This is a genomic window from Lactobacillus sp. LL6, from assembly GCF_007570935.1.
Classification (GTDB): Bacteria; Bacillota; Bacilli; order Lactobacillales; family Lactobacillaceae; genus Lactobacillus.
This window is the reverse complement of the sequence record NZ_VLLR01000001.1, coordinates 1,387,007-1,401,688: the sequence shown is the minus strand read 5'-3', so window position 1 is coordinate 1,401,688 and position 14,682 is coordinate 1,387,007. Positions and strand designations below refer to the sequence as shown.

Sequence of the window (14,682 nt, the reverse complement as noted above, 5' to 3'; positions counted from 1 at the left end):
AAGACAGTAATTTTTGTTAGGAAGGAGAAACTATGGTTAAAACGACTTTAGAAGAAGCACAAAAAGAAGCTACTTCATTAAGACAAAAACTTAATAAATGGGCTGATCAATATTATTCACAAGATGCACCTGAAGTTGAGGATAGTGTTTATGATAAAGCTTACAGTCGTTTATTAAAATTAGAGCAAGACTTTCCAAAAATAGTAACACCTGAATCAATCACTCAAAGAGTTGGTGGTGAAATCAATTCCGATTTTTCAAAAGTTGAGCATGATATTCCTATGCTTTCAATGGGGGATGTCTTTTCAAAAGAAGAATTAAAAGAATTTGATGAACGTATACAAAAGTTGGTCGGTCATCCAGTAGCCTATAATGTAGAATTAAAAATTGATGGACTTTCTTTATCGCTTGAATATACAAAAGGTAAGCTTACAAGGGCTTCAACTCGCGGAAATGGTCAAGTTGGTGAAGATGTAACTCAAAATGTGCGCTATATCAGTGATATTCCGCAAAAATTACCAGTACCACTTACAACAGAAGTGCGTGGCGAATGCTATATGGAAAAAGACGTTTTTGCAAAACTTAACCAAAAACGTGAAGATGAAGGATTGACAACTTTTGCCAATCCTCGCAATGCTGCAGCAGGTTCATTAAGACAGCTTGATGCTCGTATAACAAAAGAACGCCAATTAAGTACTTTTATCTATACTTGGGTGAATCCTCCTGAAAATATTACCAGTCAACATCAAGCAATTGAAGAAATGCATAAGTTAGGCTTTCATACTAATGAAACAGGTAAGAAAGTTAATAATTTAGACGAAGTATTTAAATTTATTGATGAATATACAAAAAAGCGTGATAGCCTAAGTTATGGTATTGATGGAATTGTTTTAAAAGTCGATGATTTAAACTTGCAAACCAGTCTTGGTAATACTGTTAAAACTCCGCGCTGGGAAATTGCGTATAAGTTTCCTCCAGAAGAACAAGAAACAATTATCCGTGATATTGTTTGGACTGTGGGTAGAACTGGAGTAGTAACTCCTACTGCTGTAATGGATCCAGTTGAGCTTGCAGGAACTACAGTATCAAGAGCCAGTTTACATAATCCTGACTACTTAAAGCAAAAGGATGTGAGAATTGGCGACACCGTTAAGCTTCACAAGGCTGGAGATATTATTCCAGAAATTTCAGAAGTAGTATTAACAAAAAGACCAGTTGATTCTAAATCTTATGAAATTCCAACTAAATGTCCCTCTTGTGGTCAAGAACTGGTACACTTAGAAGGTGAAGTTGCTTTGCGTTGCATTAATCCTTCATGTCCTGCACAAGTTGAAGAACAGATTACTCACTTTGCTTCTCGTCCAGCAATGAATATTGCGGGTCTTGGCCCAAAAATTGTCAAGCAGCTCATTGATAAAGATTTAGTACATAATGTAGCAGATTTATATTTATTGACTGCAGATAATTTAGCCCAATTAGATCATTTCAAAGAAAAATCTATCAATAATTTGCGGACAGCTCTTGAAAATTCTAAGTCTAATTCTGTAGAATTGCTTTTAACGGGTCTTGGAATAGACCATGTTGGAGCTAAAGCTGCCAAGCTTATTGCACAAAAGTTTAAAAATATGGCAAAGATTATGTCTTTAAGCGTGCAAGAAGTAGCGGCAATAGATACAATAGGCATGACGATTGCAGAATCGCTTACGACGTATTTTGCGCAAGATTCTGCTAAGGAATTAATTGCCAGTCTTCAGTCAAGCGGCGTTAATATGAAGTATTTAGGTGAGGAGCCTGAAGAAGCACCAGATAATTTCTTTAAAGATAAAAAAGTTGTTTTAACTGGTAAACTTGAACACTATTCAAGAAGTGAGTTTACTAAGAAATTACAAGAATTAGGAGCTAAAGTTACTGGTTCTGTCTCTAAAAAGACAGATTATCTTATCTATGGTGCAGATAGCGGCTCAAAATACACTAAAGCTAAAAATTTAGGGATCCCACTTTTAACTGAAGAAGAAGCGATTGAAAAAATCAAATAAAAGGGTTTAATAATAGTGAAAAAATATGTGCAAGTGATGATGTTGGCTGGGGCTGCATTAACTTTAAGTGCTTGCGGAAATTTAAAAAATTCTGACTTAGCCAATAATGCAACCACAACTTCGAACACTAAGAAAAAAGGTTATCAAACAACCACTACAGGCAAGAACGGATATACCGTTTTAATGAAAAATGGACGCTATATTACAAGTCCAATATCTGGTTTAACTGCAACTGATAATGATAATTCAGTTGATACTCGTGAACTTGAACGTGGTCTTATTCAAATTTCTAAAGGTGAATATTCACCCAATTCTTTTGTCTTTCAAGAAGGACAATACTTAGATGCTTCAACAGTTACAGACTGGCTCGCAAGAAAGTCCAAGAATAACCCAGAAGGATTAAATCCAGAAGCAGGTACTAAGAAAAACTACAATCCATATTATTTAGAAGAAATTATAGAGCAAGATTATTTAACAGGTTCCAATCCTAATTATAAAATGGGTGGCATGAGTATTGGTTTGGCATTAAATTCTATTGATTATTATCAAAAAGTAAAAGATGGTCCAGAATATCAACAAACTATTTCTCGTAGTCAGCAAAGAAAATTTGGTGAAGAAGCTGCAGAAAAAATTATTGCTAGATTGCGCAAAAAGAAGGCTTTGAAAAAGATTCCAATTACAGTTGGGCTTTTTTCAAAGACTTCTAAAGATTCATTAGTTGGTGGAAGTTACTTTGCTTATGGGACAGCAGACGCTAATAGTAGTAAAATAACTAAATGGAAATCCATATCGGAAAAAACACAAGTTTTACCGACAGTTGGAAGTAATAAAGCTATCAATAGTGATGATGCATCTAGTTTCAATAGCTTTAAAAGTGCAGTTCAAGACTATTTCCCTAACATTAGTGGTGTAACTGCTACTTTGCGCTATGAGAATGGTAAACTTGCTCAAGAAAATATTTCAATTACTACGCAATTTTATGGTTATGAGCAAACACAAAGTTTTACGCGGTTAGTTTTATCAACTGCTAAGAAATATTTGCCAAAGAATTGTCCAATTGAAATAAAAATTGGGTCAGTTGATAATGTTCAAGCATTAATAGCTAAAGAAACGGCTGATAGTGCATATCAAGTTCATGTTTATGGTGGCGAATAGGAGGTAATTTGAGTGGAAATCACAGAAGAGACGATTAAGCACGTTGCTACTCTTTCTAGACTTGAGTTTAGTGATGATGAAATCGGCAAATTTACTGAACAAATGAGTTCAATTATTAATATGGCAGATCAACTTTCAGAAGTTGATACTGAAGGTGTCCCTGAAACTGTACAAGTTGTTGACCGTGATACTGTTTTCAGAGAAGATATTCCTGAACACTGGCAAACAAGAGAAGAATTGATGGAAAATGTTCCTGAAAAGGCTAACGGATTCATCAAGGTTCCTGTAATTATTGATAAGGATGAGGACGAGTAATGAATTACTTAAACGAAAATATTGACTCATTAAACAAAAAACTTGCCAGTGGTGAACTTTCTGCAGATCAACTTGCAAAAGACACTGTGGCAAACATTAAAGATACTGATGAAAAAATCAACGCTTGGATTACTGTTGATGATGATGCTAAACCAAGTGAAAATCTTGATTTTGAAAAAAATAAATTAGCTGGTATTCCAATTGGTATTAAGGATAATATTATTACCAATGGTACTTTGACTACTGCAGCAAGTCATATGCTTTACAATTACATGCCAATGTATGATGCAACTGTAATTAAGAAGCTTAAAGATGCTCAAGCTACCTTTGTTGGTAAGACCAACATGGATGAATTTGCGATGGGTTCTTCTACTGAACATACATACTATGGTGAAACTCATAATCCATGGAACTTAGATAAAGTACCTGGTGGTTCATCTGGTGGTTCAGCAGCAGCCGTTGCTAGTGGTCAAGTAGTTGCTGCTCTTGGTAGTGATACTGGTGGTTCAATCAGACAACCAGCAGCATTTAACGGTATTTTTGGTATTAAGCCAACTTATGGTCGTGTATCACGTTGGGGACTTATCGCATTTAGTTCTTCACTTGATCAAATCGGTGTGATGAGTAAGCGAGTTAAGGATTCTGCCGAAGTACTTAATGTAATTAGTGGTGGAGACGTTCACGATTCAACTGTTTCTCAACGTGAAGTTCCTGACTTTACTAAGTTTATTGGTAAAGATGTTAAAGGTCTTAAAGTAGCTGTTCCTAAGGAATACATGGATGCAGTTGAAGGAGAAGTTCGCGACGTTATTCAAAAGCAAATTGATATGCTTGAAGAAAATGGCGCAATTATTAATGAAGTATCTCTTCCACATACTAAGTATGTTGTTCCAACTTACTACATTATTGCTTCAAGTGAAGCTTCATCAAACCTTCAAAGATACGACGGTATTCGTTATGGTTATCGCGCAAAAGATACTAAGAACTTGCTTGATGTTTATGTAAAATCTCGTTCAGAAGGTTTTGGTAATGAAGTTAAGCGTCGTATTATGCTTGGTTCATTTGCATTGTCAGCTGGTTCTTATGATAAGTTCTTCAGACAAGCAGCTAAAGTAAGAACTTTGATTTGCGAAGACTTTGACAAGATTTTTGCCGAAAATGATGTTGTTGTAGGACCTGTCACTACTACTCCTGCATTTGGAATTGGTGAAGAAGTTTCTGATCCAATTAAGATGTATAACAATGATATTTTGACAATTTCAGCAAACTTAGCAGGTATTCCTGCAGCTAGTGTTCCAGCTGGGTTAGTTGATGGTATGCCTGTTGGCTTCCAAGTTATGGCTAAGCGTTTTGATGAAGGTAGCATTTTCCAAGTTGCTGACTTTGTTGAACGTAAGAATAAATTCTATGAAAAAACACCAACTGGAATGGAGGATTAATTGAATGAATTTTAAATCGACAATCGGACTAGAAGTCCACTTCGAATTAAAGACTAAGAGTAAGATTTTCTCACCTTCACCAGTTAGTTATGGTGCAAAACCAAACACTGAAACTAATGTTATCGACTGGGCTATGCCAGGTGTTCTTCCTCAAGTTAATAAAGATGTTTACCGTTTAGGTATTATGGTAGCTTTGGCAACTCACTCACATATTTTGCCAACTACTCATTTTGACCGTAAGAACTATTTCTATCCAGATAACCCAAAAGCTTACCAAATTACTCAATTCTTCCAACCACTTGCTCGTGATGGTTACATTGAAGTTGAAGTACGTGGTAAGAAGAAGCGTATTGGTATTCATGAAATGCATATCGAAGAAGATGCTGGTAAAAACACTCACGGAACAAACGGCTATTCTTATGTTGACTTGAACCGTCAAGGTGTTCCTCTTCTTGAAGTCGTTTCTGAACCTGACATGGAAGATCCTGAAGAAGCTTATGCATATCTTGAAAAGCTTCGTAAGATTGTTCAATTTACTGGTGCTTCTGACGTTAAGATGGAAGAAGGTTCAATGCGTGTTGATACCAATATTTCTATTCGTCCAGCCGGTCAAAAAGAACTTGGTACTAAGGTTGAAATGAAAAACTTGAACTCATTTGACCACGTAAGACGTTCCCTTGCTTATGAAGAAAAGCGTCAACAACAAGTTCTTTTGTCAGGCGGACATGTTCAACTTTCTACTCGTCGTTTTGATGAAGCTACTGGTAAGACTGTTTTGGAACGTGTTAAGGAAGGTGCTAGTGACTACCGCTACTTCCCAGAACCTGATATTGCTCCAGATCACATTAGCCAAGAATGGATTGATGAAATTGCTAAGACTCTTCCTAAGTCAGCATTTGAACGTTATGATGACTATGTAAACAAGTTTGGTATTAAGCCTTATGACGCAAATGTTTTGCTTCAAACTAAGGAAAGTTCAGACTTCTTTGATGAAGCAGTTGCAGCAGGTGCAGATCCAACTCTTGCAGCTAACTGGATGAACACTCAAGTTAATGGGTACCTTAATGATAATCGTGTAAGTTTAGCAGATGTTAAGCTTACTCCAGAAAACTTGGCTAAGATGATTAAGCTTATCCAAGATGGTACTATTTCATCTAAGATTGCCAAGAAGGTCTTTGCAGAAACTATTGAAAACGGTACTGATCCTAAGAAGTACGTTGAAGAAAAGGGTATGGTTCAATTATCAGATACTAGTGTCTTAGCTCCAATGGTTAAGGAAGTTGTTGATAATAACCCACAATCAGTTGAAGACTTTAAGAATGGTAAAGATCGTGCAATTGGCTTCTTAGTTGGTCAAATTATGAAGCAAACTCGTGGTAAAGCTAACCCTAAGATGGTTAATAAGCTTCTTAATGAAGAATTGGCAAATCGTTAATTAGAACTAAGGTAGTGAATATGACTCGTAAAGCAAGATTAATTTATAATCCTGTATCAGGTCACGAGCAAATGCCAAAAAATGTGGCCGATATTTTGGATGTTCTAGAACAAGCAGGTTATGAAGCCAGTGCTTTTAGAACTACTCCCGCAAAGAAAAGTGCACAAAATGAAGCTACGCGTGCTGCAAAAGAAGGCTTTGAACTTATTGTGGCTGCTGGTGGAGATGGTACGATCAATGAAGTAGTTAATGGAATTGCATTTTTAGAAAATAGACCTAAGATGGCAATTATTCCTGCGGGAACTACTAATGATTATGCCCGTGCGCTAGGAATTCCACGTGATAATATTCTTGATGCGGCAAAAATTATCCTTAAAAATAAAACTCGTAAAATGGATATTGGAAAAGCACATTTTGGTGCTCAAGACCAATACTTTGTTAATATCGCTGCCAGTGGTTCTCTTACTGAACTGACTTATGGCGTTCCTTCAGAAATCAAGTCAGCATTAGGTTATGCGGCATATTTAATTAAAGGTGCAGAAATGTTACCTCATTTGTCTGAAAACGAAATGCGTCTAACTTATGATGATGGAGTTTATGAAGGTAAGCTTTCAATGTTTTTACTTGGTATGACTAATTCGATTGGTGGTTTCGAACAGATTATGCCAGATGCTCAATTAAGTGATGGATTATTCCAATTAATTGTTGTTAAACCATCTGATCCAGTTAATTTGATGAGATTAATGGTTATGGCGCTTAATGGAAAACATGTTGATGATCCTAACATCATTTATACTAAGACAACTAGTCTTAAAGCAGAGCTGATTGGTAAAAGTAAAGGCAAAGATTTACCAGTGAACCTTGATGGTGAAATTGGTGGTTATTGTCCAGTAAGTTTTGAGAATTTGAAGCAACGTATTGAATTTTACGTTGGTGCATAAATTTAATAATATAAAATAGTGCTTAGCAATATTCTGTTAAGCACTATTTTTTGAGGTGAATTATGAGAAATAGAAATTCAAGAAAGCCACGTCCAAAATTATCCCAAAAACAAGCTAATGAAGTAACAAAATTTAGAGAAAAAATTAAACAAAGTAAAAAAGAAGAGCCGAAAAGATTAGGAGAACATCTACAAGCCTTTAATGATGCGGTGATTGCAATTGTAATGACGATTATTGTTCTGGAAATCAAGCCCCCTCTTTATGAGGCTAATTATAAAAGTTTTTTAACTGATATCTTTATCTTTTTAATTGCTTTTTTTATACTGGCTGATTTTTGGTATGATTTACATAAAATGTTCTCTCCACTAATTTTTAAACCGAATAAAATAGTTGTAATCTTTGATATCTTCTTATTAGCCGACTTGTCTTTGTTACCAGTTATGACAAAATGGATTATGGGAGAAGATACTGGATTTGCCGTAATGAATTTTGGAATAGTATTTTTAATTGCCCAAATTTTAAAAATTCTAATCTCATATTTTGGATTTAAATATGTTATGGAAAACTCTAAAATGGTAGAGATTTTTATTACGCGTGGAGCAATATGGAAAGCGATTTTTATTTTAATGTTAAATATACTTTTAATAGTTTTAGCATTCTATATTCCTCGATTAGCAATGATTTCCTATATTGTTATTCCAATTATTTCATTTTTCTTTACGCCTGAAGATACAAGGATTATATAAACCTTAAAGTAATATTTTTAGTAAAATAGTGGGTAGTGAATTAACTAAATACTATTTTTTGTGGAAGAATAATTATATGGAAAAAGCTTTCTTTTAAAGTGTTGGTGCCAACACTATCAGCAGGGATGCTATGTTTTTTAGGGATTTTAGATGAAACATCAACTACAGTAACGTTTACGAAATTGGGCCGATTAGCTCACAAATTAGACTACGTTGGTCAACTAAAAAAATATTTATTATTGGAATTAATAATTTTAATTATTATTAATTTGTTGATTTCGCTAAAATTTGTTCCTAAATCAATAAAAAAGGTATAAAAATAGCTCTGAATGTAAAAATTCAGAGCTTTTGTATTATCGACGGTCATTAAAGCCGAAGATTTCCAAGAAGTACATAAACAAGTTAACAAAGTCTAAGTACAATTGAAGAGCACCAGCAACTGCTAATCCCAATTCAGTATTTTCATCAGCGTAATTTGCATAAATGTTTTTCATTTGTTGAGCATTCCACGCAGTAAGAATGGTGAAGATAATTACACCAATGTAAGAAAAGATGTAAGTTACCATAGGATTCTTAAGGAAAAGATTTACCAAGCTGGCGACAATTAATCCAATTAATGCAGCAAAAGCATACGCACCAAAATTAGCTAGGTCTTTTTTCGTAAAAGTACCATAAAGTGCCATAGCAATAAAGACTGTAGCTGCAGAAACAAAGGCTGTAGCAATAGTTGCGCCAGTATAAGCTGTACAAATAATTGCAAAAGTAAATCCATATGCAATTGCCATTATCATCAGCATGATAAAGCTAGCTACTGGATTTCTAGTTGCTCTAAAACTAATTACAAATGTTAAAACAAGTGGCAAAAATAATAAAACCCAAGAAGCTGCCGCATTTGAAAGAAGTGAAATGAACACGCTTCTAAGAACTGTAGTTGATAAAAAGGCAGTAAGTGCTGAAACAAGAACAGCTAAGGCCATAATACCGTAAGTTTTTGCTAAAAAACTATTTACCTGACTGACGTCGACAACTTTTCGACGTTCAGGATTATTTGAAAAATTATCCATAATAAAAGTCCTTTCTACTATATAGAAACTCAATACTAAGTTACCACAAATATATAGAAACTCAATACTAAGTTACCACAAAAGCAGCAAGGACTAAAGAAAAAAGTTTATTTACTAAAAAGTTTTATTCAGCTTTAGCTTCATTGGTTTTTGGAAATGATTTTGGGGACCGTTGAAGACCAATTCCAGTTGTTCCGCTTAAAATTGAGAATACTGGAGATAATAAACTAAAGAATGTAAATGGTAAAAATTCAAGTACTGGTACTCCCAATGTTGATGCAGCGAATGATCCAGCTACACCCCATGGGATTAAGTAGTTAATAACGCTTCCCCCATCTTCAAGTGTTCGACTCAAAGCAAGAGGAGATAGTCCAATTTTATCAAATGCTGATTTAAATGCACGTCCTGGCAAAATTACCGAGAGGTATTGTTCACCAACAAAAAGGTTGATGCAAATCCCAGAAAGAATAGTAACAGTGATTAAACGACCAGGCTTTTTTAAGTGTTTAACTAATGGTTCCATTGCGCCTTGAACAATGCCGAATTTCATTAACATTCCACCAAGAGAAAGTGTAGAAATAATTAAGGCAACTGTAGCCATCATGCTTGAAATTCCACCACGTGTTAAAAGCGCATTAACAGATTTATCAGCGGTTTTTGCAACAAAGCCATTCATTATTAGATCATTTAAGCTAACAATTGAGTAATGAGGATTTTGTACAAAAATCATAGCTACTGTAACTGCAATATTAAGAAACAAGGTTGGAATCGCAGGAATCTTTTTCCAAGCACATAAAAGCATTAGGATAATTGGTAAAAGAGCCCACCAGCTGATTGTAAAATGAGATTGCAAAATTTGTGATGTGTGTTGAATTTTACTGGAATCAATTTGACCGCTATTACCTAAAATCCAAAAAAGAATGAAAGAAACCACAAAGGCTGGAATGGTTGACCACATCATATTTTTGATATGGGCAAATAATTCGCTTTCTGCAATTGCAGAAGAAAGGTTGGTTGAATCTGATAGTGGAGACATTTTATCACCAAAAACGGCGCCCGAAATAATTGCTCCCGCAACAAGTGCAGGGTTGGCGTTCATGCTTGCTCCAATTCCAAAAAGGGCAATTCCAACTGTTGAAATAGTAGTAAAACCACTACCAATGGCAGTTCCAACAATTGCACATACTATGAAGACTGATGGTACAAAGAAGCTACCATTGATTAAATGGAATCCAAGGACCATGATTGATGGGATGATTCCAGCTTGAATCCAAAGGCCAATCAATGCCCCAATTAAAATAAAGATAAAGATTGGAATAATTGCTACTCCGATACCTTCTTTGATACCGTCTTGAATTTCTTGCCAAGAAAATTGACGTGCTTTAGCCCAAAAGGTAAGAAGTAAAACTGTAAATAAAACAGGAACTTCTGGGGAAAGACTAAATTTGATAACTGCAACTCCTAAAATTACAAGAAGAAGCGCGAGAATAATTAAGGATTCGCTGAAAGAGACTTTCTTTTTCATATTTTTCCTCCAAATAAAAAATCCCGCTGACTAATTGTCAACGGGACGATTCTAATAACCGTGGTACCACCCAACTCATGGATCTAAATCCATACTCTACCAGATGATAACGGTTCTGGATATTTCCGAACAAACTAAGAAGATGCTGTAATTCACTAATCCTGCCTGACTGGTTCGCACTAACCACCAGATCTCTGAACACTTAACAAGTTAGCTACTGATTCATCTGTTGTTGAAAAACATGATAACAAGGTTAAAAAAATGTGTCAATACTTTTAATCAAAAAATTATTTTGCTTTTAAAGTTAATTTGAGGATGTAATTTTTAGGTGAAGATGAACTAGCTTCATCAATCAAGTATTCTTGGTAAATATTGCTATCAATTAATAAATGATGTTGATGAAGATAATGATATAAAAATGTATAGATTTCTGAGGTATCTTCATAATTAGCATAGTGATAAACTTGCAAATATTGTTCCTTAGGAATAAAACTATTAGTTAAAAATAAAGTTGGGTTTATGGGACGATAAAAGAAATTACTAATATTTTGGTAGTTATGTGTTTCAGCATTGTTCTTAGAAATAATGCTACTAATAGGAATGCTAGTCGTTATATGATTTTCTTTACAATAATTAATAAAGTTTTGAAATGCTAGCCAGTAGTTATCATTATCAGGGATATTTTTACTAAGAATAATAGGTGTCTTTGGGAAAATGTTAGTTTTAATGTAAGGCAAAGTTGGTAATTCTTTTGCTTCTTGAATATTTTTTTGACGGTACATTAATACATCTTGAAGTTGTTGTAAATATTTTATTTTAGAATTAATTTCCTGTGCTTCTTGATGGAAAACATTTTGCATAGTTTTGGGAGTGCGATGAATATTCCAATTTTTTATCTGTTCTAGGCTGAATCCACTCTCACGTAAAACAATAATTGCGCTTGCTAAATCTACTTGTTCTAGGGTGTAGTAGCGATAATTATTTTTGGAATCAATAAAGGTAGGTTTGAGAATATTCTCTTTATCGTAAAAAATTAAGTTTTGTCTGGGAATTCCAGTTAAATGAGCAAATTCACTAATTTTTAAATATTTCATTTTTTCTCCTTGACTATAAAGTTACTTTACAGTTTAAAATATTTTTTAGAATAAAACAAGAATAAGGGAGAGAAAATTATGCATTGGATTTATTTAATTATTGCAGGATTATTAGAAACTGTATGGGCTTCCACAATGAAGTTAAGTGATGGTTTTAGTAATTTACCATATAGTATTGCAACGATTATTGGAATGATTTTTAGCTTTGGTGCATTAGCATTAGCTACTAAAGATATGTCATTAAGTATTGCTTATCCTATTTGGACTGGAATTGGTGCAGTAGGAACCGTGATTGCTGGGGTAATTATATTTAAAGAAAATTTGAATTGGATGACTTTGGTTTTTGTAGGACTTTTAATTATTTCAATTATTGGAATTAAATTCACTTCGGGGGAATAATATACTAAAAAAGCGGATGGAGTATTCCATTCGTTTTTTTCTGTTATAATAGATTTCTAGTTACTACAAATAAAGGGAATTTAAAATGCAAAAAAATCAAATTGTTGAATTAGAAATTACAGATTTATCTTACGAAGCAATGGGAGTTGCCCACTATGAAGGGATGACTATCTTTGTTAATAATGCCATTCCAGGTGAAGTTGTAAAAGCTAAAATATTAAAAGTTAAAAAGAGCTTTGCTTTTGCAAAAATTGAAGAAATCATCAAAGAAAGTCCTGATCGAATTAAAGTTAAGCTGAATCAATGGGTGCAAACAGGTTTAGCAAGTCTTGCTCATATTAAGTATGAAAAGCAGCTTGATTTTAAGAAGCAACAAGTTGTGAACCTCTTAAATAAAGCTCATATGGATAATATTAAAGTTGATGAAACTGTAGCTAGTCCTGAAGAAACAGGTTATCGTAATAAAGCTCAGGTTCCAGTACGTATGGTTAAAGGACAGCTTGAAATTGGATTTTTCCGACGTCATTCACATGATTTAGTTCCGTTAACTAACTTTTTTACTACTGATCCAGAAATTGACCGTGTGCTTGTAGCGGTTCGTGATATTTTGCGTAAATATAAAGTACCAGCTTATGATGAGATTCATAATAAAGGTGAAGTGCGTTATCTTGATGTGCGCAGAAGTAAGGCAACTGGCGAAATTATGGTGATTCTTGTATGTTTGCACAAGGATTTCCCACAATTGCCAAAGGTTGCTGCTGAAATTAGTAATCTAAAAGATGTTGTCAGCATTGTTCTTAATTATAACCCTAAGAAGACTAATGTCATTTTAGGTAAGAAAGACTATCTTGTCTTTGGTAAAAGTCAAATTACCGATAAAATTGGCGATGTTGAATTTAAGATTTCTCCACAAAGTTTCTTTCAAATTAATTCTTTGCAAACACCGCGCTTATATGATTTAGCTATTAAAAAAGCCAACTTATCCCCTGACGATGTTGTAATTGATGCTTATTCTGGAATTGGTACTATTGGATTAAGCGTTGCTAAGCATGTTAAAGCAGTTCGCGGTATTGAAATTGTTAAAGATGCTGTTGAAGATGCAAATGAAAATGCTCAACTTAACGGTATTACTAATGCAAAATATGTTACTGGTAAAGCAGAAGAAATTATGCCTCGATGGGCTAATGAAGGTCTTAAGACTGATGTGATTTTTGTGGATCCACCAAGAAAAGGTCTTACTCCAGAATTTATTGATGCTGCTGTAAAAACAGGTCCTAAAAAGGTCGTATATATTTCATGTAATCCAGCTACCCAAGTGCGTGATTTGGAATTGTTTAAGGAACATGGATATAGCTTTGATGAAATTTCACCAGTAGATATGTTCCCACAAACACCGCATGTTGAAAGTGTGACGGTTTTAACTAAAGAAAATTAGTGTAAAATAATAAATTGTGTATTAATTCTATAGTTAATATTGGGATTAGTACACTTTTTTATTTTATGTCTTTTAATGAGTAAAATAAAAATGGTATAGTTATTAGTAGGTTGTATAAATATTAAGTACAAAAAGAAATAGCTCTATGAAAGAAAAAAACATAAAATTTATTCAATATAGTTTATCAGGAAAAATAATTAAAGAAGCTGAATTTCTTATTGATTTATTTAAAGAAAATCCAATTGGGGAAAAAGTTCGTATTACTTTAATTAATAATAAACAGTATATTGGTTTTTGGGATACTTTAATTGAGGATCAATTGTTGCCTGAGAAAATTAAAGTAAGTTGTTATGATTTAGATGAAGTAACTGGTTCTCTTAAAAGCTCTAAAAATATTACTAGTTATGTACCAGTAAATAGAATTTTTAAAATTGAGGTTATATTGCATAGTAATCCTCGATGGGGAGTTCCAATAACTAATAAATTTATCTTTATTAAATCTTTAAAATAATAAAAAAGAGGAGTCAATTATTATGGATGAATCAAATAAGTATTTAGATATTGGTGCTCAAGCTTATCAAGTTGGAAATTATGAAGAAGCACAAAAATATTATGAAAAATCAGCACAACTTGGTAATTCTCAAGCTGCTTGTAATTTAGGATACATCTACGAATACGGTAGAACAGGTGAAAAGAACCCTGAAAAGGCATTCTATTATTACAATGAAGCAGCAATGGAAGATAATGCAAATGCTTGTTATAAGATGGGAGACGCATATTTATATGGTGATTTTGTTCAAGAAAATCACCGTCTTGCTTTTTTGTATTATCAGCAAGCATTAGATTTAAGTCGAACTTATGGTGAAGATGATATTAAATCGGATATTTATTATCGAGTAGCACTTTGTTATTATGATGGAATTGGAGTAAAGAAAAGTTACTTAGAAGCGTTAAATTGGATTAATCAAGCTCATACATATTCTTATTATGACCGCTTCAATGACAAGTTCATGTGGCAGTCAACTGCGAGAAGAATTGCAAATTTACGTGAAAAAATTATTCGTAAATTAGATGCTGGAAAAAACAACTAAAATTAAA

General features: G+C 33.8%; 14 protein-coding genes. 11 read left to right on the top strand and 3 right to left on the bottom strand.

What is annotated here, in order from left to right; all coding sequences use genetic code 11:
• Positions 1-32: 32 nt before the first annotated feature.
• The 7 genes from ligA to FOD82_RS06595 all read left to right on the top strand — a co-directional run bounded on the left by ligA (position 33) and on the right by FOD82_RS06595 (position 8,067).
• Positions 33-2,036, top strand: coding sequence for an NAD-dependent DNA ligase LigA (gene ligA, locus FOD82_RS06625; protein WP_144355690.1), 2,004 nt, complete (start codon positions 33-35; stop codon positions 2,034-2,036).
• 15 nt (positions 2,037-2,051) lie between these two features.
• Complete coding sequence (locus tag FOD82_RS06620) at positions 2,052-3,191, top strand: CamS family sex pheromone protein (RefSeq protein WP_144355689.1); 1,140 nt, start codon at positions 2,052-2,054, stop codon at positions 3,189-3,191.
• 12 nt (positions 3,192-3,203) lie between these two features.
• Positions 3,204-3,506, top strand: a complete 303-nt coding sequence (gene gatC / locus FOD82_RS06615; RefSeq protein WP_144355688.1) for an Asp-tRNA(Asn)/Glu-tRNA(Gln) amidotransferase subunit GatC — start codon at positions 3,204-3,206, stop codon at positions 3,504-3,506.
• Positions 3,506-4,945, top strand: coding sequence for an Asp-tRNA(Asn)/Glu-tRNA(Gln) amidotransferase subunit GatA (gene gatA / locus FOD82_RS06610; protein ID WP_144355687.1), 1,440 nt, complete (start codon positions 3,506-3,508; stop codon positions 4,943-4,945). Before gatC ends, gatA begins: the two co-directional genes overlap by 1 nt.
• 4 nt (positions 4,946-4,949) lie before the next feature.
• Positions 4,950-6,380: an Asp-tRNA(Asn)/Glu-tRNA(Gln) amidotransferase subunit GatB gene (gene gatB / locus FOD82_RS06605; protein WP_144355686.1), complete on the top strand. Its 1,431-nt coding sequence runs from the start codon at positions 4,950-4,952 to the stop codon at positions 6,378-6,380.
• Between the two features lie 20 nt (positions 6,381-6,400).
• Entirely contained in the window at positions 6,401-7,321 is a 921-nt protein-coding gene (locus FOD82_RS06600) for a diacylglycerol kinase family lipid kinase (protein WP_144355685.1), read from the top strand.
• Between the two features lie 62 nt (positions 7,322-7,383).
• Entirely contained in the window at positions 7,384-8,067 is a 684-nt protein-coding gene (locus FOD82_RS06595) for a TMEM175 family protein (protein WP_144355684.1), read from the top strand.
• Between the two features lie 353 nt (positions 8,068-8,420).
• On the opposite strand, the gene FOD82_RS06585 is transcribed toward FOD82_RS06595, so the two are convergent.
• The 3 genes from FOD82_RS06585 to FOD82_RS06575 all read right to left on the bottom strand — a co-directional run bounded on the left by FOD82_RS06585 (position 8,421) and on the right by FOD82_RS06575 (position 11,750).
• Positions 8,421-9,131 carry a Bax inhibitor-1/YccA family protein gene (locus FOD82_RS06585; RefSeq protein WP_144355683.1) on the bottom strand — a complete coding sequence of 237 codons (711 nt, stop codon included), beginning with the start codon at positions 9,129-9,131 and terminating at the stop codon, positions 8,421-8,423.
• A 124-nt stretch (positions 9,132-9,255) separates the two neighbouring features.
• Positions 9,256-10,656, bottom strand: coding sequence for a Na+/H+ antiporter NhaC (gene nhaC, locus FOD82_RS06580; RefSeq protein WP_144355682.1), 1,401 nt, complete (start codon positions 10,654-10,656; stop codon positions 9,256-9,258).
• A 287-nt stretch (positions 10,657-10,943) separates the two neighbouring features.
• The gene (locus tag FOD82_RS06575) at positions 10,944-11,750 is read right to left on the bottom strand and encodes a MerR family transcriptional regulator (protein WP_144355681.1); all 807 of its coding nucleotides are present in this window, start codon (positions 11,748-11,750) and stop codon (positions 10,944-10,946) included.
• A 78-nt stretch (positions 11,751-11,828) separates the two neighbouring features.
• Here FOD82_RS06575 and FOD82_RS06570 point away from each other — a divergent pair, with 78 nt between their 5' ends.
• The 4 genes from FOD82_RS06570 (at position 11,829) to FOD82_RS06555 (ending at position 14,675) form a co-directional block, all read left to right on the top strand.
• Entirely contained in the window at positions 11,829-12,149 is a 321-nt protein-coding gene (locus tag FOD82_RS06570; RefSeq protein ID WP_144355680.1) for a multidrug efflux SMR transporter, read from the top strand.
• Positions 12,150-12,234: 85 nt separating this feature from the next.
• Positions 12,235-13,584: a 23S rRNA (uracil(1939)-C(5))-methyltransferase RlmD gene (gene rlmD, locus FOD82_RS06565; RefSeq protein WP_144355679.1), complete on the top strand. Its 1,350-nt coding sequence runs from the start codon at positions 12,235-12,237 to the stop codon at positions 13,582-13,584.
• A gap of 145 nt (positions 13,585-13,729) precedes the next feature.
• Positions 13,730-14,095, top strand: a complete 366-nt coding sequence (locus tag FOD82_RS06560) for a hypothetical protein (RefSeq protein ID WP_144355678.1) — start codon at positions 13,730-13,732, stop codon at positions 14,093-14,095.
• A gap of 22 nt (positions 14,096-14,117) precedes the next feature.
• Positions 14,118-14,675, top strand: coding sequence for a tetratricopeptide repeat protein (locus FOD82_RS06555; protein ID WP_144355677.1), 558 nt, complete (start codon positions 14,118-14,120; stop codon positions 14,673-14,675).
• Positions 14,676-14,682: the final 7 nt, after the last annotated feature.

Bases quoted from the DNA above. Each gene is read 5' to 3' on its own strand.
- ligA (WP_144355690.1), top strand. From the start codon at position 33: ATGGTTAAAACGACTTTAGAAGAAGCACAAAAAGAAGCTACTTCATTA.
- gatA (WP_144355687.1), top strand. From the start codon at position 3,506: ATGAATTACTTAAACGAAAATATTGACTCATTAAACAAAAAACTTGCC.
- gatB (WP_144355686.1), top strand. From the start codon at position 4,950: ATGAATTTTAAATCGACAATCGGACTAGAAGTCCACTTCGAATTAAAG.
- FOD82_RS06600 (WP_144355685.1), top strand. From the start codon at position 6,401: ATGACTCGTAAAGCAAGATTAATTTATAATCCTGTATCAGGTCACGAG.
- FOD82_RS06595 (WP_144355684.1), top strand. From the start codon at position 7,384: ATGAGAAATAGAAATTCAAGAAAGCCACGTCCAAAATTATCCCAAAAA.
- FOD82_RS06585 (WP_144355683.1), bottom strand. From the start codon at position 9,131: ATGGATAATTTTTCAAATAATCCTGAACGTCGAAAAGTTGTCGACGTC.
- nhaC (WP_144355682.1), bottom strand. From the start codon at position 10,656: ATGAAAAAGAAAGTCTCTTTCAGCGAATCCTTAATTATTCTCGCGCTT.
- FOD82_RS06575 (WP_144355681.1), bottom strand. From the start codon at position 11,750: ATGAAATATTTAAAAATTAGTGAATTTGCTCATTTAACTGGAATTCCC.
- FOD82_RS06570 (WP_144355680.1), top strand. From the start codon at position 11,829: ATGCATTGGATTTATTTAATTATTGCAGGATTATTAGAAACTGTATGG.
- rlmD (WP_144355679.1), top strand. From the start codon at position 12,235: ATGCAAAAAAATCAAATTGTTGAATTAGAAATTACAGATTTATCTTAC.
- FOD82_RS06560 (WP_144355678.1), top strand. From the start codon at position 13,730: ATGAAAGAAAAAAACATAAAATTTATTCAATATAGTTTATCAGGAAAA.
- FOD82_RS06555 (WP_144355677.1), top strand. From the start codon at position 14,118: ATGGATGAATCAAATAAGTATTTAGATATTGGTGCTCAAGCTTATCAA.